The 20,149-nt window shown below is 66.7% G+C and carries 16 protein-coding genes and 2 pseudogenes; 9 read left to right on the forward strand and 9 right to left on the reverse strand.

What is annotated here, in order from left to right; genetic code table 11:
* Together M1M07_RS12550 and M1M07_RS12555 are read right to left on the reverse strand one after the other, a co-directional pair.
* Nucleotides 1-872 (reverse strand): annotated as a pseudogene (locus M1M07_RS12550) (sigma-54-dependent Fis family transcriptional regulator); the annotation flags it as partial.
* Between the two features lie 141 nt (nucleotides 873-1,013).
* Complete coding sequence (locus M1M07_RS12555) at nucleotides 1,014-2,594, reverse strand: long-chain-fatty-acid--CoA ligase (RefSeq protein WP_197252483.1); 1,581 nt, start codon at nucleotides 2,592-2,594, stop codon at nucleotides 1,014-1,016.
* A 233-nt stretch (nucleotides 2,595-2,827) separates the two neighbouring features.
* On the opposite strand from M1M07_RS12555, the gene M1M07_RS12560 reads away from it, so the two are divergent.
* From M1M07_RS12560 to M1M07_RS12570, 3 genes are read left to right on the forward strand one after another with little or no spacing between them, the layout of a single operon-like run.
* A complete protein-coding gene (locus M1M07_RS12560; protein ID WP_197252482.1) occupies nucleotides 2,828-3,727 on the forward strand; it encodes an SMP-30/gluconolactonase/LRE family protein in 900 nt (299 codons plus the stop codon).
* Entirely contained in the window at nucleotides 3,724-4,704 is a 981-nt protein-coding gene (locus M1M07_RS12565) for a nitronate monooxygenase (RefSeq protein WP_197252481.1), read from the forward strand. Before M1M07_RS12560 ends, M1M07_RS12565 begins: the two co-directional genes overlap by 4 nt.
* A gap of 19 nt (nucleotides 4,705-4,723) precedes the next feature.
* Nucleotides 4,724-5,608 carry a crotonase/enoyl-CoA hydratase family protein gene (locus M1M07_RS12570; RefSeq protein ID WP_248674374.1) on the forward strand — a complete coding sequence of 295 codons (885 nt, stop codon included), beginning with the start codon at nucleotides 4,724-4,726 and terminating at the stop codon, nucleotides 5,606-5,608.
* 1,120 nt (nucleotides 5,609-6,728) lie between these two features.
* Here M1M07_RS12570 and M1M07_RS12575 read toward each other — a convergent pair.
* Entirely contained in the window at nucleotides 6,729-6,950 is a 222-nt protein-coding gene (locus M1M07_RS12575; protein ID WP_197252870.1) for a hypothetical protein, read from the reverse strand.
* A gap of 772 nt (nucleotides 6,951-7,722) precedes the next feature.
* Between M1M07_RS12575 and M1M07_RS12580 the strand changes: the two are divergent.
* Nucleotides 7,723-8,189, forward strand: a pseudogene (locus M1M07_RS12580) (transposase); the annotation flags it as partial.
* A 171-nt stretch (nucleotides 8,190-8,360) separates the two neighbouring features.
* On the opposite strand, the gene M1M07_RS12585 reads toward M1M07_RS12580, so the two are convergent.
* The 3 genes from M1M07_RS12585 to M1M07_RS33200 form a co-directional block, all read right to left on the reverse strand.
* Nucleotides 8,361-9,008, reverse strand: a complete 648-nt coding sequence (locus M1M07_RS12585; RefSeq protein WP_248674430.1) for a TRIC cation channel family protein — start codon at nucleotides 9,006-9,008, stop codon at nucleotides 8,361-8,363.
* 22 nt (nucleotides 9,009-9,030) lie between these two features.
* Nucleotides 9,031-10,278, reverse strand: coding sequence for an amidohydrolase (locus M1M07_RS12590; protein ID WP_197256213.1), 1,248 nt, complete (start codon nucleotides 10,276-10,278; stop codon nucleotides 9,031-9,033).
* Between the two features lie 870 nt (nucleotides 10,279-11,148).
* Nucleotides 11,149-11,619 carry a HEPN domain-containing protein gene (locus M1M07_RS33200; protein WP_368862563.1) on the reverse strand — a complete coding sequence of 157 codons (471 nt, stop codon included), beginning with the start codon at nucleotides 11,617-11,619 and terminating at the stop codon, nucleotides 11,149-11,151.
* A 14-nt stretch (nucleotides 11,620-11,633) separates the two neighbouring features.
* Here M1M07_RS33200 and M1M07_RS12595 point away from each other — a divergent pair, with 14 nt between their 5' ends.
* The 5 genes from M1M07_RS12595 (at nucleotide 11,634) to M1M07_RS12615 (ending at nucleotide 17,195) form a co-directional block, all read left to right on the forward strand.
* Complete coding sequence (locus tag M1M07_RS12595) at nucleotides 11,634-12,017, forward strand: DIP1984 family protein (protein WP_248674375.1); 384 nt, start codon at nucleotides 11,634-11,636, stop codon at nucleotides 12,015-12,017.
* Nucleotides 12,018-12,127: 110 nt separating this feature from the next.
* On the forward strand, nucleotides 12,128-12,814 hold the full coding sequence (locus M1M07_RS12600) for a DNA alkylation repair protein (protein WP_248674376.1): 687 nt from the start codon (nucleotides 12,128-12,130) through the stop codon (nucleotides 12,812-12,814).
* Between the two features lie 63 nt (nucleotides 12,815-12,877).
* Complete coding sequence (locus M1M07_RS12605; RefSeq protein WP_248674377.1) at nucleotides 12,878-13,651, forward strand: DUF6544 family protein; 774 nt, start codon at nucleotides 12,878-12,880, stop codon at nucleotides 13,649-13,651.
* Between the two features lie 103 nt (nucleotides 13,652-13,754).
* The gene (locus M1M07_RS12610; RefSeq protein ID WP_248674378.1) at nucleotides 13,755-15,941 is read left to right on the forward strand and encodes an acyltransferase family protein; all 2,187 of its coding nucleotides are present in this window, start codon (nucleotides 13,755-13,757) and stop codon (nucleotides 15,939-15,941) included.
* An 834-nt stretch (nucleotides 15,942-16,775) separates the two neighbouring features.
* Nucleotides 16,776-17,195 carry a hypothetical protein gene (locus M1M07_RS12615; RefSeq protein ID WP_248674379.1) on the forward strand — a complete coding sequence of 140 codons (420 nt, stop codon included), beginning with the start codon at nucleotides 16,776-16,778 and terminating at the stop codon, nucleotides 17,193-17,195.
* Between the two features lie 85 nt (nucleotides 17,196-17,280).
* On the opposite strand, the gene aroB is transcribed toward M1M07_RS12615, so the two are convergent.
* Genes aroB through aroC form a run of 3 tightly spaced genes read right to left on the reverse strand, consistent with a single transcriptional unit; the run spans nucleotide 17,281 to nucleotide 20,149 of the window.
* The gene (gene aroB, locus M1M07_RS12620; RefSeq protein WP_197255665.1) at nucleotides 17,281-18,390 is read right to left on the reverse strand and encodes a 3-dehydroquinate synthase; all 1,110 of its coding nucleotides are present in this window, start codon (nucleotides 18,388-18,390) and stop codon (nucleotides 17,281-17,283) included.
* Entirely contained in the window at nucleotides 18,387-18,956 is a 570-nt protein-coding gene (locus M1M07_RS12625; RefSeq protein WP_197255666.1) for a shikimate kinase, read from the reverse strand. Before M1M07_RS12625 ends, aroB begins: the two co-directional genes overlap by 4 nt.
* 5 nt (nucleotides 18,957-18,961) lie before the next feature.
* Nucleotides 18,962-20,149 carry a chorismate synthase gene (gene aroC / locus M1M07_RS12630; protein WP_197255671.1) on the reverse strand — a complete coding sequence of 396 codons (1,188 nt, stop codon included), beginning with the start codon at nucleotides 20,147-20,149 and terminating at the stop codon, nucleotides 18,962-18,964.

Below are 20,149 nucleotides of genomic sequence, written 5' to 3' on the forward strand. Positions count from 1 at the left end.
GTGGTCAGGCGCGCGCGGGGGCGCGGCGGGGCCGGTGAGGCCATCGGGCGCAGTTCGATGATCGCGCTGAGCGGATCGGTGGACTCGCCGACCCGGCGGGCATGGACCCGCACGTCGATCCCCTCGGCGAAGCGCAGCGGTGCTTCCCATTCGTCCTTGGCGGCCAGGTGGGTGCTGATCCAGTCCCAGATCATCATCTGATCGGTCGAATCCATCAACCGCGACACCGTCGGGGTCGCGATCACCGTGTCCCGGCTCATCGCCACGACCGCCGCGTGGCCGCGGCGTTTGCTGCGCATGTATTCGCGCAGCAGGCTCTGCTCGCTTCTGGCGGACAACGCGAACAGTCGCTCTTCGATGTCGCGGACGGCCGACAGGACCAGCGGCGCCATCAGGTCGTTGACATCGTCGACTGCGCAGGTGATGTCGAGGATGCCGGTCACCGCACGCGAGACCGGGTCGACGATCGGTGAACCGACGCAGGCGAGCGGGTGCAGCGACTCGAGCAGGTGTTCTTCACCGCGGACCCGGAACGCTTTGCGTTCTTCGAGTGCGGTTCCGATCCCGTTGGTTCCTGCGCACTCCTCGGCGAAGATGAACCCCGGTGCGACCTGGGCACGGTCGAGACGACCGAGCAGGGACCGCTGCCCGGCGCGGCGGTCGACGATGGTGGCGTCCTGGGACGCGAGCAAGATCGTCACCGGTGCGTCGGCGAGTTGATCGGCCAATCGATCGAGGACCGGCTGGGCCGCACGGACAAGTTTCGAGTCGGTGGGCGTATCGATATAGCGCAGACGAGAACCGTCCGGGGCCGCCCCGATTGCGCGGCACCGGCGCCACGACTGTTCGATCTCCGGTCGCACTCTCGGCACAGCATCGTCGTACCTGTCGGAACTGCGATCGTCTACTTGCATGCGGAACCGCTCGGTCACGTCATCACCACCTCGAACACCTCACGGTCAGTACCAACATTATGTAAGCAAGATCACATGGATCATGAGTGTCCCAGAACGCTACACGAAGAACTTCTGGGCCCACATCCGGCGCATACGCACCTTGTCCAATTTGCCCACTGACGTCTTGGGGACCTCGTCCACCCGCACGAACGAGTCCGGGAGCCAGAACTTCGGCAAGGTCACCGCCAAGTGGGCCCGAAGCTGATCGTCGGAGACCTCCCCCGTCGTCCGAACCCACGCCACGGGGCGCTCCTGCCAGGTCTCGTGCGGTACCGCGATGACAGCGGCCTCCACCACCGCCGGATGCAGTAGCAGCTGGTTCTCGACCTCGACGGAAGAGATCCATTCTCCTCCGCTCTTGATGAGGTCTTTGACCCGGTCGCGGATCTCCAGCCGGCCGTCCGGATGAATCACCGCGACGTCGCCGCTGCGCAACCAACCGGTGTCGAACGCCTCGGCGGCGCGGTCGTCATCAAGGTACGTACCGGTTACCCACGGCGAACGAACTTCCAGCTCTCCGGTGGTGAACCCATTCCACGGCAGCCTCCGCCCCTCCTCGTCGACGACACGCACCTGGAACAACGGCAAGGGCCTGCCTTGGCATTCGGCAGAGTTGCTGAACGTGCCCATGGGGGAGGTTTCGGTCATCCCCCACCCGTTGACGGTCACCACACCCTGCTCCGCCCACCACTTCACCAGCCCCGACGGCAGTACCTGCCCGCCCAACCACATAGTCTGCAGACTCCCGAGATCGTAGCGGTCGGGATCGGCATCGAACTGTGCCCGCATGAGCGCTGCCACAGCCGGCGCTCCGACGAAGACATCGGGTGTCTGCCCTGTGGTGATGCGCAGCAATTCCGCCGGCGAGGGGTGCGGCCCGGGGAGAACGAGACGTGCACCCTGCAGCACCCCCGCGTACGGGACACCCCAACAGTGTACGTGGGACATCTGCGTGGCAAGTAAGTACGAGTGTCTACCGTCGATCGCGACGCCTCCGGAAGCACTGATCGCCATCGCGTGCAGCACTGTACTTCGATGGCTGTACACCACCCCCTTGGGCAGCCCGGTGGTGCCCGAGGTGAAGCAGATCGACGACGCGGTCGTCTCGTCGAACTCTGGGAATTCCTCGATCGGCACGGCATCGAGCAACAATCCGTCGAACGACCACCATGTCACCTCTGCAGGTACCGGATATTCGGCCCTCTCAAGATCACCGATGACCACCACATGCCTGATCCGCGGGAGACGCGGGAGAATCTCGAGGAGAACGGGCAACAGATCAGCGTCGATCAGAACCACCTCGTCCTCGGCTTTATCCATTGTGTAGGCAATGTGCTCGGGCGACATCCGATGGTTGACCGTGTGCAGTACTGCCCCGCACGCAGGAACTGCGTAGTAGGCGACGAGATGCTCGAAGGTGTTCCATGCCAACGTCGCGACCCTGGTGCCGAACCCGATACCCAGATTCCCGAAGGAACCAGCAAACCGGCGTGCGGTCGCGCCGAGATCGCGGTAGGTGAATTCTCGGTCTCCGTGGGTCGCGTCGCACGAGACTCCGACCCGGTCGGCAAAGACGTTCTCAGCACGCCACAGCAGCGAGCTGATCAGCAGTGGACGATCCATCATCGTGGTGAGCATGGTGCATTCCTCCGGATCCGGTGGGTGAGGGTACGACCAGCCTGCACATCAACCCTCACGCCGAACCGTCCGAATTCGCGACAACGCCCGATGAACGCCTACGCACTGTTGCGTTGTGGGACACCTCGACCGCCGTGAGGATCCCGAGACTGGAGCCACCTCACCCGCATGGGCAGCCCGGCCGAAACCGGCCGAGTGCAGCGGGCGACGAGCGCAGGAAGAGAGGTACACCTATGCCACATCGCCAAATGACAGAAGTTGCAACAGGATTCACATACACCGAGGGACCTCGGTGGCATGAGGGTCGACTGTGGTTCGTGGATTTCTACACCCACTCGGTCAATGTCGTGGACGCCGACGGATCCATCGGACAAGTCTGCATCGTGGAGCACCAGCCATCCGGCCTCGGATGGCTCCCGGACGGGCGCATGCTCGTTGTCTCGATGAAGGACCGCAAAGTCCTGCGCCTCGAACCCGACGGTTCGCTCGTCGAGCACGCCGACATTTCCGAACACTGCCACGGCCACGCCAACGACATGGTGGTCGCCACGAACGGGCAGGCATACGTCGGCGAGTTCGGGTTCGACCTCATGGGAGGAGCCGACCACGAGAACGGCGTCGTTGTTCTCGTCGACACCGACGGCACCTCCCGAGTGGCTGCCGAAGGATTGTCATTCCCGAACGGCATGTGCATCTCCCCGGACGGAAGAACGCTGTACGTCAACGAACTGTTCGGCAACCGCGTCTCCCGGTTCGATATCGAAACAGACGGCACACTCGGTCCCCGCCAGGACTTCGCCTCGTTCGGCGATCTCGGCGACGAACCGAGCGTGGAGAAGCGGCTTGCGGCGTGCACGATCGCGCCTGATGGTCAGGCCCTCGACGCCGAAGGTGCCATCTGGATCGCCGACTGCGTCAACCAACGTGCCGTCCGCCTGGCCGAAGGCGGAACCGTCCTGGACGAGGTGAGTACGGCTCCGCTGGGGGTGTTCGCAGTCGCCCTGGGCGGCGATGACGGCCGCACACTATTTCTTTCGGTCGCACCGGATTTCGACGAAACCAAGCGCAGCGCTGCACGTGAAGCCAAGGTTCTCTCGACGCGAGTCGACGTTCCGCACGCAGGGAGGCCGTGACAGTGCTGCGCACACGTTTCACTGAAACCTTCGGAATCGAGCACCCGGTGGTGTGCGGTGGCATGACCGGTGTAGGCACCGCGGAGCTGATCTCCGCGGTCGCCAACGCTGGGGGTTTGGGTTTCCTCACCGCACTGACCCAACCCACACCCGAAGCGCTCGCCACTGAGATCACCCGGTGCCGGGAGATGACCGACAAGCCGTTCGGTGTCAACCTCACCCTCCTGCCCACCGTCGCTCCCGTGCCGTACGACGAATACCGAGCCGCAATCATCGACAGCGGCATCACCATCGTGGAAACCGCCGGCAGCAGCCCTCGAGAACATGTTGCGGCGTTCAAGGCCGCCGGAATCAAGGTCATCCATAAAGCCGTAGCCGTCCGGCACGCGGTCAAAGCACAGTCCATGGGTGTCGACGCAGTCAGCATCGACGGGTTCGAGTGCGCCGGCCACCCCGGCAACGAGGACATCCCCGGCCTGATCCTCATCCCCGCCGCAGCGCGCGTACTCGACATCCCGATCATCGCCAGTGGCGGATTCGCCACCGGCGACGGACTGGCCGCAGCACTCGCCCTCGGCGCATGCGCAATCAACATGGGAACCCGGTTCGTCGCCAGCGACGAAGCCCCCGTGCATCCGAACGTCAAGGCCCAGATCGTCGCCAACGACGAACGCCAGACCATCCTCGTGTTCCGCGAGTTCCGCAATACGGCACGTGTGGCCCGGAACTCCATCTCCGAGAAGATCGCAGCCCTCTCGGCCCACCCTGACGCCACATTCTCGGACGTCGCACACCTCGCCTCCGGGGTACGCGGTCGCACGGAAGTGCTGGAGAAAGGGAACATGGAAGGCGGCATGTGGTGGGCCGGCCAATCCCAAGGTCTCATCGACGCCGTTCTTCCCTGCAAGACGATCATCTCGGACATCGTGAGCGATGCCGAAGCCGCCATCCGCAGGATCGCCGCCGACCTCGCCTGATAGGCAAACGGGAGCAGTCATGGAATACACCACTCTTCGCCACGAAGTCGAGGACGGCATCCTCACCGTCGTCCTCAACCGTCCCGACCATCTCAACGCGTTCACCGTCGAGATGGCCGACGAACTCGAGCACATCTTCGTGTCGGTGAACAACGACGACGCGGTCCGGGCCGTGATCGTCACCGGAGCAGGGCGCGCTTTCTGCGCCGGCATGGACCTGTCGAGTGAGGGGAACGTGTTCGGACTCGACGAGTCGAAACGCCCCTCTCTTGCCGACATGAAGAATCTCGACGACCCCGAATTGCGCCGAATCCGCGACACGGGCGGTCGCGTCACCCTCGCGATCCATGCCTGCCGTAAACCGGTGATCGCCGCAATCAACGGCGCGGCCGTCGGAATCGGTGCAACCATGACGCTGGCGATGGACGCGCGCCTGATGTCGACTCGAGCGCGGTTCGGCCTGGTGTTCGGCAAGCTCGGAATCGTGCCCGAAGCGTGCTCGACATGGTTCCTTCCCCGGCTCGTCGGTATGCCTACTGCACTGGATCTGGTCTATAGGGCAGAGATCCTCGACGCCGAGGCCGCGTACATCGACGGGTTGGCGCAGGCGGTCCACGAGCCCGAGACGTTACTCAGCGAAGCGCGCGCATTGGCGAATGACTGGACCCGCGACCGCTCACCAGTCTCGGTGGCCCTGATGCGCCAGATGCTTCTACGGAACTCCGCCGCTGCCCACCCCGTAGACGCCCACCGCGTCGATTCCGTGGCCATGTTCTACACCAGCATCGGCGACGGCGCCGAGGGAGTGCGGGCCTTCCTCGACAAGCGCACACCCAAGTTCCACGAAAAAGCCTCAGTCATGCCGCCGTTCTACAAAGAGTGGATCGAGGCAACGACACCGTGAACACCTACTGCAGCCCCGATCCAACCGACCGAACAAAGGAGGCCTCATGAAGTGCACTGTCCTTATGCATCAGATCCGCCAGGAAATCGGACTACCGTTCGGCGGCGACATCCCCGCTGGTTCGTCCGCATCTCTGATGGTCTCAGCGGATGCCCTGAGCGCGTGGGGTGCAGAGACTGAAGCGGCCGCCACACGAGAGTTGGCAACGATGCTCCATCATTGCCTCTGAATACCAAGCCTCCCACTTCAACACCTCGGTTCGTGGTGATCGACCCGTTTTGCATCAGCTGAAAGCCCTCGTGCTGCACTGGACCATTTGGCGCACATCGTCACGGCTGAGCCGTACCCGACGCTGCGGTCCTTCCATGAGCTCTCGAGCCAAGACCCTTGCCGCCACCGTCAGCGGCCACGAGGGATTCCAACCGAAGTGACCGCCCACCGACGTCCCCACCGTGGCGACGAGTCTCTCCTTACGTCGGTTCCGCGCGGGCCGAACCATCACTCCCACCCACGGTCCGCGCGACCTGACCAGAACGGGCTCACGATGAATACCACATCCTTCCTATCCGCCGCCGACGAGATTCTGCACCGCGCGGTGACCGCAGACGCACCAGTGCCCGGCGAATATGTTGCCTGCGTGGGGTTTCCACCTTGACGGGGTTCGGTTTGGCGGTGGAGATCGGTGATTGGAGGGTCCGTGCAGCAGGTCGAGGGCGGCGACCTGCTCGTAGTCGTACATCCCAGGACTCGTAATCGTACATCTCAGGAGCTGATCCCACCGATGCCATCTACACGTCCGACGCCGTCCCCGTCCCGGCATGTGCACTCAGCAGAGATCCTCGAGTTAGCTTCCCGATGGCTGCCGTACGGCGGGGCAGGGACGAGGACATTTTCATTCGTTTCGGCATCGGACCGAACGAATACTTCTCCCGTTTGATCATGTCCGTCAAGGAAAAGCCACGTAGCGGAATAGATTTACAGAAACTCATTAAACTCGCTCGCAAGCGACTCCACTCACCGCCTGAACCAACCTCGATGTGAGAGGTGACGTTATCCGCGGAACTTATCGAATAGGGTGCGCTGCACAGCAGGATGCCCGTCACCGGTCTCGCGACGGCGATCACAGCGCGCTCGCGCATGGGGCGAGGCGGTCAAAGCAGCGACGGTCCACAACGTAACCAGCAGCAGCCAGCCGCCGGTTCTTCACTTTGCGTTGGATCACCGCCGAACACATCGGTCCGCTGTCACCGTCGTAACGCAGTGCCGGGGTTTCTTCCCATCCATCGCTGTGCGTCTCTTCCTTGTCGGGCTCGTGAGAGGCTGAAAAAGCAACGATCCCCACCGGATGCCCACCGGTGGAGATCGTCAGGGCCGCTCAGACGAACGCCAGCTGGTTCTCTTCAGCTCGGCGCCGGTCAGCGCCTCGATCAGAGCCGACCCGGCGGCCAGGAACTCGGCGGGACCGGAGACAACACGGCTCAGGTCCGCGGCCCCTCCCCCGAATTCAGATAACTTCGCGCATTCGCCCGGTCCAATCCGTAGCGAGCGTCGTTCTCACACTAACGAAGCACCACCTCATCCGGTATCCAGGCCCGACGCACCGCACCGTCCGCAGCACCCACGACAGCGAAAAATCCACTGCTATCAGCAGAAACAACAGACCGTCGGACGACGCGTCCGACGTATACACCTGATGCGCCAGCTTGATATGCGCCGAACGCACCTGACCAGACCAATCCGAGAAGTCGGCCATGATCTCGGCAACCTCACACTCGACCGAGTCCTGTAGCTGCTCCGGGTGCCGGCGATACGGAAGCTCGCCGAAGTGGCTCAGGACCTTGTTCAGCGCTTTTCCGACTCTTCCCGGTCGAAACTCTTCTGCTCGAGCCTCTCCGCGCCGACTGCGCGTGCCGCGCGGCGAACATCTCTACGCGCCTTGCCGCTGAGTCCCGGAAAGCGGGAGGTAGCCGGATCCAGGCGCCGGTACAGTCCCTCCGCGACGGCACACATCGTCAGTGCCTGTGCCTGGACGGCCCCGCGAACAGGGTCGCTACGGCGCTCGTCAACCCATCCTGAACCGTCCTGGACGAGGTGGAGGCTCCTGATCCACCTGTGTCGACGTCTTCTCGCGCCGCATCTTGGGGTGGCGGGTGATGACGACGAAGGCCACCACGCTGGTCCACGGTGTTCCAGAGCAAGCCCTGTTCACGAGAAGACGAACTGATTTCCATTTCACCACAACAGGTTTGGTGCACCACTCCGATGCCGGAAGTCAATACACATCGCTGGCGTTCACCGAGGCTCTGGTCGAGTCGGGGATCGCTGGTTCCATCGGCAGCGTCGGCGACGCCCTCGACAACGCGCTGATGGAGTCGACGATCGGTCTCTACAAGACCGAGCTGATCGACCGGGCTCGGTCTGGTCCGGTCGAACCGAGGTCGAACGGGAGACCGCCGAGTGGGTCCGCTGGTTCAACGCGGACCGACTGCATTCCTCGATCGACTATCTCCCGCCGATCGAGTACGAGACGCGCTACCGTGAACAGCACCCCACCGCCGCCTCGATCCTCGCGGTGGCCTGAACGAGGTCTCTACCGGATCCAGGGCGGTTCATACCCCACCCGAGCTCACCGTGCCACACCCAGCACCGGACCCCATACCGACCACGACGTCACCGACCGTCGCCCACGGGTCGGTCGAACCACCCCGCGCGCCGCGGACATGCTCGAGACATGCAATGGGACAACGAAAGATCACACCCGTTTCGGCGGTTCGGGGTCGTCGAACCCGTGCGGACCGGGCGCGTTGAGACCGTAACGCACACCGATCATTCGGATGATGAAACACATTGCCGCGGCGCCGAGCGCCGCGGGTAGGGTCGGTAGGTCCAGGCTTTCGCAGACTACGAGGACGGTCGCCGCAACCAACGCGGGAATGGCATAGAGTTCGCTGTTCAATACGACCGGTATACGGCCGATCAGCACGTCACGCACGGTGCCACCACCGACCCCGGTGATCGTGCCGAGGATGATCGCCTGCACCGGACCGAGGCCGAAGTCGAGTGCCTTGCCCGCGCCGGTGACGGCGAACAGGCTCAAGCCTGCGGCGTCGAACATCGTGATGGGTGTGGACAGGCGTTCGAGCTTGCGGGCGAAGAACGCGAGGAGACTGCCGGCCGCGGCAACCGCAAGGTACCGCCAGTCGCTGAACGTCGCGGGCGGCAGGTCGTCGATGAGGATGTCGCGGATGATGCCGCCACCCAGCGCGGTGATCATTCCAAGCGTCACGACCCCGACTATGTCGATCCGGGTGACGCGGACGGCGGTGAGCGCTCCGTTGAGGGCGAACGCGAACGTGCCGAGCAGGTCGAGCACGAGCAGCACCGTGCTCTGCGTGTTCACGTCCACGCGAGGTTCCCGCCCGTCATGGGTGTCCCAGGAACGTCCGTGCCGCGATGACCAGCGCTGCCGTTCCGGTGTCGAGGGTGGGTTGAATCAGCGGTGCGAACGTCGCCGAGTGGTTGACGGGCACAGCATCGGCGACGCGTCCTTCGGCTTCGGCCTGGCGGTAGAGCTCGGGATCGGCGCCGCCGATCCCCCAGTACGTGTACGGAAGGCCGAGCGCGCGTGGGATGTCGCTGAAGTCCTCACTGGCCGTCTGGAGAGGAAGTTCGCCGGCATCGTCGCCGAAGTGAGCGGCGAAGGCCGCGGCGACCTGTTCGGTGACCGCAGGGTCGTTGTCGGTTATCGGGTACTGGTCGAACAGTTCGAACTCGGGAGGTCGCGGTGAGCGGGACGCCTCGCACTCGGCTACGACGATGCGCTCGACGGCGGTGAGGATCGAGCGGCGGGTGTTCTCGTCGTAGGTGCGGATGTTGAGCAGGATCGTCGCCTCGTCCGGGATGACGTTGCTCTTCGTCCCCGCCTGCACACTGCCGACGGTGAGCACCGCCGGCTCCCCCGGCCGGGTCTCGCGGGCGATGATCGTCTGCAACCTGATGACGATCATCGCGGCGAGCACCACCGGGTCGACGGAAGCTTGCGGCATCGACCCGTGCGCGCCCCGGCCGTGGAGGGTGATGCGCATGCTGTCCGCAGCGGAGAGAGTCGGACCGCTGCGGGTACCGACGAGACCGGCAGGGAAGGCGAGTACATGCTGGCACAGCGCCACGTCGACCTTCCCGACGATCCCGGCGAGCCCGTCGTCCACCATCCGGCGGGCACCATCCGCGACCTCCTCCCCGGGCTGGAACACCGCGACGAGCCTGCCCCGCCACTGCTCGCTCGTATGGGCCAGCAGTTCCACCGCACCGACCAAACACGCGACGTGCACGTCGTGCCCGCACGCGTGCATCACGGCAGTCTCGTTGCCGTCCGCGCCGGTCGCCGTCACCGCGCTGGCATAGTCCAGGCCGGTCTGCTCCCGGACCGGTAGAGCATCCATGTCGGCGCGCAACAACACACCCGGTCCGTCGCCGTTGTGCAGAACACCGACGACGCCCGTGCCACCCACATCGGTGTGCACCTCGCATCCCGCGGCCCGCAATCGTTCGGCCACCTCGGCCGCGGTGCGCGTCTCCTGATGCGACAGCTCCGGATGGGCATGCAGATCGCGGTAAAAGTTCTCCTGCCACGTGCGGATCTCGTCCAGGCCCTGCAGAACCGCCACCATGTCGTCTCCCGATGCTCGATTCGGTGTTGTCACGACCGGATACCACGTACGACTACAACCAACCCGGCATGCAGCACCAGCCGAGAGCAAAGAGCTGATCCGGCACCGAGAGCGAGATGAAAGCGTGGGTGAACACCGAGGCCCACCCCGATACCGACGTCATCGAGAGCGTCCCGCCGCCCCGGGGCCTACCGGCTACGCACCTGCACAGACCTCGTCTCCATGTCGGTGGCCGACGCCGCGCGCCGCTGCGCCGACCTCAGTCACCCCATACGACGTACCGCTGGAGGATCGGCACCCCACGGTCCGCTCCGGTTCAACTCCGAGCACGTATTCCCGGACGGGATCACTTACCGGGCGACCGATCGCTCCGCCATGATGTCGCGCCCAGAATGCGGCAGCAGCATCGTCGAATCGCGCTGCACCATCGCCGCTGTCGTCCAGCGCTGAGCGAGCCTGTCGGTCGCTTCGTACCGAGGCCACCGACGGATCACCCGTCGCAGCGAACGTCGTCCACACCACGCGCATGGCGGCCGACAACCCAGCGAACCCGCCGGGTTGTCGGCATCGAACAGGTCCACAGCCGGAAGGACCGCCGCACCCCCGAACTGGCCGACTGGCCGAGTACGGTCACAGACCCGAGGACAACGCCCCAACATCACCCACCAGCACGCTCCCCTGTGCCCCGAGCCGGCCGAACTCCGCCACCCCCAGAACGCCATCAACACCCCCGGTCTTCGGGCCGTCCCTTCACCAGCAAGGACACCTCGACAGATGACCGTGACCCAGCAGGAGATCGAGAACCGACTCTGGGACGCCCATATACGGCTGCCAGACGAAGTACCCACCCGTGGGGGATCGTCAGGGCCCTCAGAGAGCGCGAACTGATCCTCGTGCAGCTCGGTGCCGGTCAGCGCCTCGATCGGAGCCGTCTCGGCATCCAAGAACTTGGCGGGACCAACGACAACACCGCTCAGGTCCGCGGCCCCTCCCCGGATTCAGATAACTTCGCACATTCGCCCGGTACAACCCATAGCGAGCGTCGTTCTCATAACAACGGCGGACCACCTCATCCGGTATCCCGGCCCGCCGCAACAACACCGTCCGCAGCACCCACGACAGCGAATAATCCACTGCTATCAGCAGAAGCAACAGACCGTCGGACGACGCTTCCGGCGTGTACGCCTGATGCGCGAGCTGGTTACGCGCCGAACACACCTGAGAAGGCCAATCCGAGAAGTCGGACACGATCTCGCGGACCGCGCACTTAAGCCCACGACGACACACCACCGCACCCCCCACGCCGCGGCCGGACCACATTAGGGTCCTACCGACGATCATCGAGGGGACGACACATGAAGCTGGCCGAGGCGCTGGCCGCGCGCGGAGATCTGTTGCGCAGGATCAACCAGCTGCGGGAACGGATCCTGGACAACGCCCGTCATCAGGAGGGTGAGGAACCGGCCGAGGACCCCGTCGCACTGCTCGCCGAACCGACCGATGCGCTGGACGAGTACGAACAGCTGATCCGCCGTATCAACCGCACGAACGCGGCGTCACCTCTCGGGGACGGCACCGTGACCGATGCGCCGGCCCGTCGAGACGTGCTGCGCCTGCATCATTCCGCGGTCAACTCCGGCACCTCGGTGCGCGGGGGCAGCGCAACAAACCGCACTACGCACGCCCAGCACCACGCACATGAGACCGTGCACCACGCACGATTCACCACCACGTGCTGATCTTCGATCGGTGAGGGCGGGTGCGGGGGCATCTCGGCGCTCCTCACGCCTCGAATCGGGATCGCCTCGAATCGAGCCGAATACCATCCGCGATCAGGAGGAGTGGAGCGATGGCCGCAACGGAGAACAGCAGCACCACGGTTGCCGAGGTGATGGCCGAACTCGCCGAACTCGACGACCCCAAGATCCGTGCGGTCAACCTGAAACACGGCGACGACCACGGGGTGAACCTCACCAAGCTGCGCGCTGTCGCGAAACGACTGAAGACGCAGCAGGATCTCGCGCGGGAACTCTGGGACACCGGCGACAGCGCAGCCCGGCTGCTGGCCATTCTCATCTGCCGTCCGAAGGCGTTCGACCGCGACGATCTCGACGCGATGCTGCGGGCGGCGCGCACCCCCAAGGTGCAGGACTGGCTCGTCAACTACGTGGTCAAGAAGAACCCGCACTGCGAGGACCTGCGTGCGACATGGTTCGCCGACCCGGATCCGGTCGTCGCGAGTGCCGGGTGGGAACTGACCGTCGACCGCGTCGCGAAGAACCCCGACGGCCTCGACCTGACCGGACTGCTCGACATCATCGAGGCGCAGATGAAGGACGCCCCGGATCGACTGCAGTGGGCCATGAACCACTGCCTCGCCGAGATCGGCATCGAGCACGCCGACCTGCGCGACCGTGCGATCGCGATCGGTGAGCGCCTGAAGGTGCTCGAGGACTACCCGACGTCCCCGGGATGTACCTCGCCGTTCGCCCCGACCTGGATCGCGGAAATCGTGCGGCGCCGCAGCGCGACGTAACGATCGTCACGCCGGTCACCCCGTCCGGTTGCCCGGCCGGGTGCGCGCCCTCATGCTTCAGACATGGACGGACCCGTGTTCCCGCCTCCACCACGCTCGGCGCGACCGGTTCGGCGCGAATGGGACGCGCTGAGCTCCCTGCCGCCCTCGACGGAGCAGTTCGACCCCGAGCAGGTCGCGGACCTGCCCTCGGCCGCGCAACAATGGCTCACGCACGCACTGGAACCGGGCGTGCCGCTCGCCCGCGCGGTACACCTGACCATGCGCGGTCACATCAAACTCGGGTCGTGGCGCCCGTTCCGGGCAGCGCAGATCCTCGCCCCGGGCGTCGGGTTCGTGTGGGCGGCGACCGCGCGGGTCGCGGGTCTGCCGATTCTCGGCTACGACCGGTACACCGACGGACGCGGCGAGTTGAACTGGAAACTCGGTGGTCTCGTCCCGGTGATGGCGGCGGCGACCACCGACGTCGACACCAGCGCCGCCGGCCGATTGGCCTCCGAATTCATCTTTGTACCAACGACATTCAGGTCGGCGACGTGGCACGAGGCGGGAACCGGTTCCGCACTCGCCACCTGGCGCCTCGGCCGCCACACCGAGACGGTGTGCCTCGAACTCGCCGGAAACGGCCGGCTCGGGACGATACATCTGGATCGCTGGGGCAATCCGAACGGCGAACCCTTCGGCCGCTATCCCTTCGGGGTGGACATCGAGGCGGAGTCGTCGTTCGGCGGCATCACGATTCCGTCCCGCTTCCGCGCCGGATGGTGGTGGGGCACGAACCGATGGCCGGAGGGCGAGTTCTTCCGCGCGGAGATCAGCGCCGCCGTGTTCCGCTGAGGACACAGCATTCCGCCGAGAACACAGCCGAAACGACACCGGTGCGCACCGGAGAGTCACCGTTCATCGAGCACGCGGCGCCGGCCTCTGCAAGGATGCGCGGATGAATCTGGTTGGCATCCCGGAACAACGGCGCCGGGTCGGTCGCGCGGATCCCGTCGGCTCCGACGCAGCACCATCCGGGAAACCGAGTGCGGCATTCCGCCCCGACATCGAGGGCCTGCGGGCCGTTGCGGTGCTCGCCGTGGTCCTGTTCCACGCAGGTGTGCCCGGGATCGGCGGCGGATTCGTCGGTGTCGACGTCTTCTTCGTCGTCTCGGGTTTCCTCATCACCGGGCTGCTGTGGCGGGACGTGAGGTCCACCGGGTCCGTGCGGATCGCCCGCTTCTACAGCGCACGAGCGCGCCGCCTCCTTCCGGCCGGAGGTCTCGTGCTGGTGGTCACGGCGATCGGTTCGGCGTTTCTGTTGCCCCCGTTGCAGGCCCGGGAGGCGCTGGGCGACGGAATTGCAAGTGCGCTCTACGTGGGGAACTACCGATCCGCGTTGCGTGGCACCGACTATCTGGCGGCGGACGCGCCCCCGTCCCCGTTCCAGCACTTCTGGTCGTTGGGGGTCGAGGAGCAGTTCTACCTGGTGTGGCCGGCGCTGATCGTGGCGACCGTCTGGTCGGTCCGTCGCAGGCGCGGCGGGGCCCCGTCGGCGGTGCCGTACGTCTCGGTCCTGGTACTGGTTGCGGCGGCGTCGTTCGCGGTGTCACTGTCCTGGACCCGCACGCTGCCGCCGTGGGCGTTCTTCTCCCTGCCGTCTCGGGCGTGGGAGTTGGCCGTCGGTGGCCTGGTCGCGCTGTCCGTCCCGCTGTGGCGCCGACTGCCGGGTCTCCTCGCGGCCACCGCAGGATGGGCCGGGCTGGCCCTGATCGTCCTCGCCTGCGTGCGTCTGGGCGAAACGACCCCTTATCCGGGCACGGCAGCCCTGCTGCCCGTACTGGGTACGGCGCTGGTGATCGGCGCAGGCTGTGCGTCGCCCCGACTGGGTGTCGGACGCGGATTGTCGCTGCGGCCGATGCGCGCGCTCGGACGCCTGTCGTACTCCTGGTACCTGTGGCACTGGCCCCTGCTGATCCTCACGCCGGCATTCCTCGACCGCGACCTCGGGGTGGTCGGTCGTCTGGCTGTGGTGACACTCGCCGCCGGGCTCGCCGCGCTCACGCTGACGGCGGTGGAGAACCCCCTCCGGTTTGCACTCCCCCTGCGCCGCTCGGCTTCCCGCAGTCTCGTTGTCGGGGCGGCGATCACCGCGCTCAGCGTCTGTGTGTGTCTGGTGCTGCTGGTGCTGCGGCCGGTTCCGGTCGGCCACGGGGAGGCCGCCGCGGCGCTGACGGTCTCTGCGCCGACGCAGGATCCGGCGCCCACGGCCGACCCGCACGATGTTGCCGTACGGGAACTGACCGCACAGGTTCAGGCCGCGGTCGCGGCGACGGCGGGACCGGCTGCCGTCCCGTCGAACCTGTCCCCGTCACTGGCCGATGCGCCGTCCGGCAAGCCGGATGTGTTCCTCAACGGCTGTGTGCGCTCGTGGCTGGAGGTCGGACAGGACGAGTGCGCGTCGGGTGACATCACGTCACCGATCACGGTGGCGCTGGTAGGTGACTCGCACGCCGCGATGTGGGCTCCGGCGTTCGAATCGGTTGCCGTGGAACGGCGGTGGCGGCTGGAAACCCTGGGCAAGGTCACCTGTCCACTGCTGGACCTGTCGTTGACGAGCCCGTACCTGGGGCGCGAGTACACCGAGTGCGAGCGGTGGCGCGGGGAGATCGTCTCGCGGTTGCAGGAGGAGAGACCACAACTCGTCGTGCTGAGCATGTCTCGCCGATACGGCGGCGACTTCGGTTTCACCACGTACGGCCCGGAGTGGCAGGACAGCCTGACCCGCATGGTTGCCCAACTCCGGGCGACCGGCGCGAAGGTCCTCGTCCTCGGCCCGGTGCCGGATCCGCACGCGGTGGTGCCGACGTGCCTGTCCGAGCACATCGACGATGCGACAGCCTGCGCACCGGAGCGGTCGATGGCACTGAACGCTGCCGGCGTCGCCGCCGAGGCCGCGGCCACTGCTGCCGGCGGCGGGGAGTATGCCGACCTCACCGAGCTGTTCTGCACCGCCGAGAGTTGCCCGGTGATCGTCGGAAACGGCCTGGTGTTCCGCGACGACAACCACCTCACGATCGAGCACGCCCAAGCGTTGGCTCCCGTCGTCGGCGCACTCGCGGACCGGGCTCTGGCCCCGCGCTAGGGTTCCGTCGGATCAGGGCGATCGGCAACGGCGCGGTCGGGTAGGGGCTCGAGCCGGAGTGGTGAACGGCATGGCGCCGTTCGGCCGGGGTGGGCAAACCCGGACCCCTGGGTCGACATCCCGATCGGTGCGGGCGTGGGACTGTCGACCGGCGCCAGGTGGTCTTCGGCTTCGGTCGTCCGTCCAGAGTCGGCCCCTGCGTGTACGCCGTCGAACGACACCGGCAGCGACGGAAGAAGCTGTGGCACCGAATCCGGCGGGGACGGCGCCGACCTCCCCTCCTTCCACGAAAGCGAGCACACTGAGAGGTAGTAAGCACGCCGAGGGACAGCAAGTAAGGCGAGCGGTATGAGTACACAACAGAATTCACATGGCCGGGCCGCACCGGACGAGCCGCACCGTCGGGGCGCGGCGAGCGACCGGAAGTCCACGAACAGCGGCAACGCGACGGCAGCCACCGCACCCCGCACGGGAGTCCGTTCACCGAAGGCGGCGACGAGGACGAAGGCGTCCCCCGAGACGCCTTCGGCGCGAGCCCCCCACAAGGAATCGGCCGGCCCGAGGTCGACCGCACCGCGCCGCGGCCAACCGTCAAGGGTAGAACCACCGTCTCGTCGGAAACGAACAGATGTCGCGTCCGGCACGTCGGCTCCGACCACGCGCCGTGCGCGAGAGCGATCCGACAGTGCCGTGCCGCGAAAGCATCCCCAGGCGGAGCCGACCACCACGAATCCGGCCACACGGAAACGTCCCCGAAAGGAGGGGACCCGCCCGCCCGCGCACCCGCGGTCCGCTCCGCCGATCAACACGCATCAGCCGGAAATCTCATCGACGGTGCGCGGCGGCACTACTGACACCGGGCCTGCCGGCGCTGTCTTCGAGGTGGTGCGTCGATCGCTCGGGACTGCCGTCGAAGCGTTGGAAAACCGCGTTCACCAGCTCGCCGGCGTGCAGAATCGCGGTGACCTGGCGAAAAAGATCCGGAAGTGGATCGACCCGCTTGTCGATGAAGTTGCGCACGGACGCGCGGGCATGAAAGCCGCGCTGGCAGGACTTCAGGCCGTTCTGGCGGGTAGGAATCCGGTGTGGGCTGCGATCAAAGGCCTGGTTGGAGGGTTGAGCCTCGAGGCCAAGATCGGGCTCGTTCTCGTGCTGTCCCTCGGACTCCTGCTCGGGCCGGTGCTGCTCGTGGTCCTCTTGCTGGCACTTCTTGTCGCGGTGGTGGTCGCTGCGGTGCGAACCGGCACCGACTAGCGGCGGATCGGGTCCTCCGGTCGGCCATGGGGCAGTTCGACCGCCCCGTCGCGACCGGAGGACCTCACCGTGTCACAGCAGCGTGTCACAGCAGTACGGTGCCGGCGTCGGCCTTGCCCTGCTTGGCGACCTCGGAGTAGGCGGCGGCGAGCAGCGTCGGGTCCGGTCCCTCGAGCCGGCCCGGCTTGGCGAGACCGTCGAGGACGACGAACCGCAGCATTCCGGCGCGGTTCTTCTTGTCGGTCTGCATGCCCTTGTGCAGCTCGGCGAAGGCGGCGGCGTCGTAGGTGGTGGGCAGGCCCACCGCTTCGAGGATTGTCCGGTGCCGATCGGCGGTCGCGTCGTCGAGACGGCCGGCCAGCCGGCCCAGTTCCGCGGCGAACACGAGTCCGACGGAGACCGCGGCGCCGTGACGCCACCGGTACCGCTCGCGGCGCTCGATGGCGTGGCCGAGGGTGTGCCCGTAGTTGAGGATCTCGCGCAGGCTCGACTCGCGCAGATCCGCGGCGACGACCTTGGCCTTGACCTCGATGGAGCGGCGGATCAGTTCCGGCAGCACCGTGCCGGTCGGATCCAGCGCGGCCTGCGGGTCGGCCTCGATGAGGTCGAGGATCGTCGGGTCGGCGATGAAGCCGGTCTTGATGACCTCGGCCATGCCGGCGATGATCTCGTTGCGCGGCACGGTCTCGAGGGTCGCCAGGTCCACGAACACGGCGGACGGTTCGTGGAACACGCCGACCAGGTTCTTGCCCGCCTCGGTGTTGATGCCGGTCTTGCCGCCGACCGCGGCGTCGACCATCGCGAGCAGCGTCGTCGGGATGTGGAAGATGCGCACCCCTCGCATCCAGGTGCCGGCGACGAATCCGGCGAGGTCGGTGGCGGCGCCGCCGCCGAGCGAGACGATCGCGTCGCTGCGGGTCAGGCCGATGCGGCCGAGCACCTCCCAGCAGAACCCGGCGACCGCGAGATCCTTGCCGTCCTCGGCATCGGGGATCTCCACGCGGTGCGCATCGATTCCCTTCTCTGCGAGCACTTCCCGCAGTGCCTCGGCCGTCGCTTCGAGCGGCGGCTGGTGGAAGATCGCGACGGTGCGGGTGCCTGTGAGGGTGTCGACGATGTCACCGAGCAGGCCCCGGCCGATGATCACCGGGTAGGGCTGGGCGGTCTGGACGTCGACACGTACCGGTTCGGTCACGGTGTGGTGCTCCGCTTCTCTGCGCTGGTGGACGTGCTCGCGGTGGCGCCGGCAGCGGCTTCCGCCTCGAGCTTGGTGATCAGGTACTGGACGACGCGGCCCGGACTGCGGCCGTCGGTCCGGACCCGGATGGTCGCGGCCTGCCGGTACAGCGGGCGACGTCGACGCATCAGCTCCCGGTACTTCTTGGCCGGATCGTCCCCCGCGAGCAGGGGGCGGCCGGCGCCCGTGCCGGTGCGGCGCAGACCTTCGGCGATGCTGATCTCGAGATAGATCACTGTGTGCCCGGCGAGCCGCTTGCGGGTGCGCTCGGACAGGATCGCCCCGCCACCCAGGGAGACGATGCCCTCCTGTTGCGCGAGGGCATCGGCGACGACGCGTTCCTCGATCTCCCGGAACGCCGGCTCGCCGTCCTCGGAGAAGATCTCGGGGATGGTGCGGCCGGTGACGCGTTCGATCTCGGCGTCGGTGTCGAGCAGCGGCAATTCGAGCGCCTGGGCCAGGCGCCGACCGATCGTCGACTTTCCGGCGCCGGGCGGCCCGATCAGTACGGCGCGTGGCCTCATGACAGTCACCGCGGCGGACGCGCCGCGATGCCCTTCATGTAGTGGTCGGCGTTGCTGCGGGTCTCGGCGAGCGAGTCGCCACCGAACTTCTCGAGCGCGGCCTGCGCGACGACCAGCGCGACCATCGCCTCGGCGACGACACCGGCGGCGGGAACGGCGCACACGTCGGACCGCTGGTGGATCGCAACCGCTTCCTCACCGGTGGTCATGTCGACGGTGGACAGGGCACGCGGGACGGTGGAGATCGGCTTCATCGCCGCGCGCACACGCAGCGCCTCGCCGTTGGTCATGCCGCCTTCGATGCCGCCGGCGCGGTTCGACGAACGCAGCACACCGTCCGGGCCGGGCTTCATCTCGTCGTGGGCGGCGCTGCCGCGGCGGCGGGCGGTCTCGAAGCCGTCGCCGACCTCGACGCCCTTGATCGCCTGGATGCCCATGAGGGCCGCGGCGAGCCGCGCGTCGAGGCGGTCGGCGCCGCTGACGAACGATCCCAGGCCGACGGGCAGGCCGTGAACGACGACCTCCACGACGCCGCCGAGGGTGTCGCCGTCGCGCTTGGCGGCATCGATCTCGGCGATCATGGACTCTTCGGCGGCCTTGTCGAACGCGCGCACCGGGCTCGCGTCGATGGCCGCGAGGTCCGCGGCGGTCGGTTCCGCACCCACGTACGGCTCGGAGGCGCCGATGGAGATGACGTGGGAGATGACCTCGGCGCCGAACACCTGGCGCAGGAAGTTGCGGGCGACGGTGCCGGCGGCGACACGGGCCGCGGTTTCGCGGGCGCTGGCGCGTTCGAGCACCGGGCGGGCGTCGTCGAAGCCGTACTTGAGCATGCCCGAGTAGTCGGCGTGGCCGGGGCGCGGACGGGTCAGCGGCGCGTTGCGGGCCTGACCGGCGAGTGCCTCGGCGTCGACCGGGTCGGCGGACATGATGGTTTCCCACTTGGGCCATTCGGTGTTGCCGACCTCGATGGCGACGGGACCGCCGAGGGTGAGTCCGTGGCGCACCCCGCCGATGATGGTGACCTTGTCGGCCTCGAACTTCATGCGCGCGCCGCGTCCGTAGCCGAGGCGGCGGCGGGCGAGCTGCTCCGAGATGTCGTTCGACGTCACCTCGACACCGGCGACCATCCCCTCGAGCATCGCGACGAGGGCGGGACCATGGGATTCTCCAGCAGTTATCCAGCGCAGCAC

The sequence above is a fragment of the Rhodococcus sp. HM1 genome, from assembly GCF_023218075.1.
In the GTDB taxonomy this organism is placed as follows: domain Bacteria; phylum Actinomycetota; class Actinomycetes; order Mycobacteriales; family Mycobacteriaceae; genus Rhodococcus.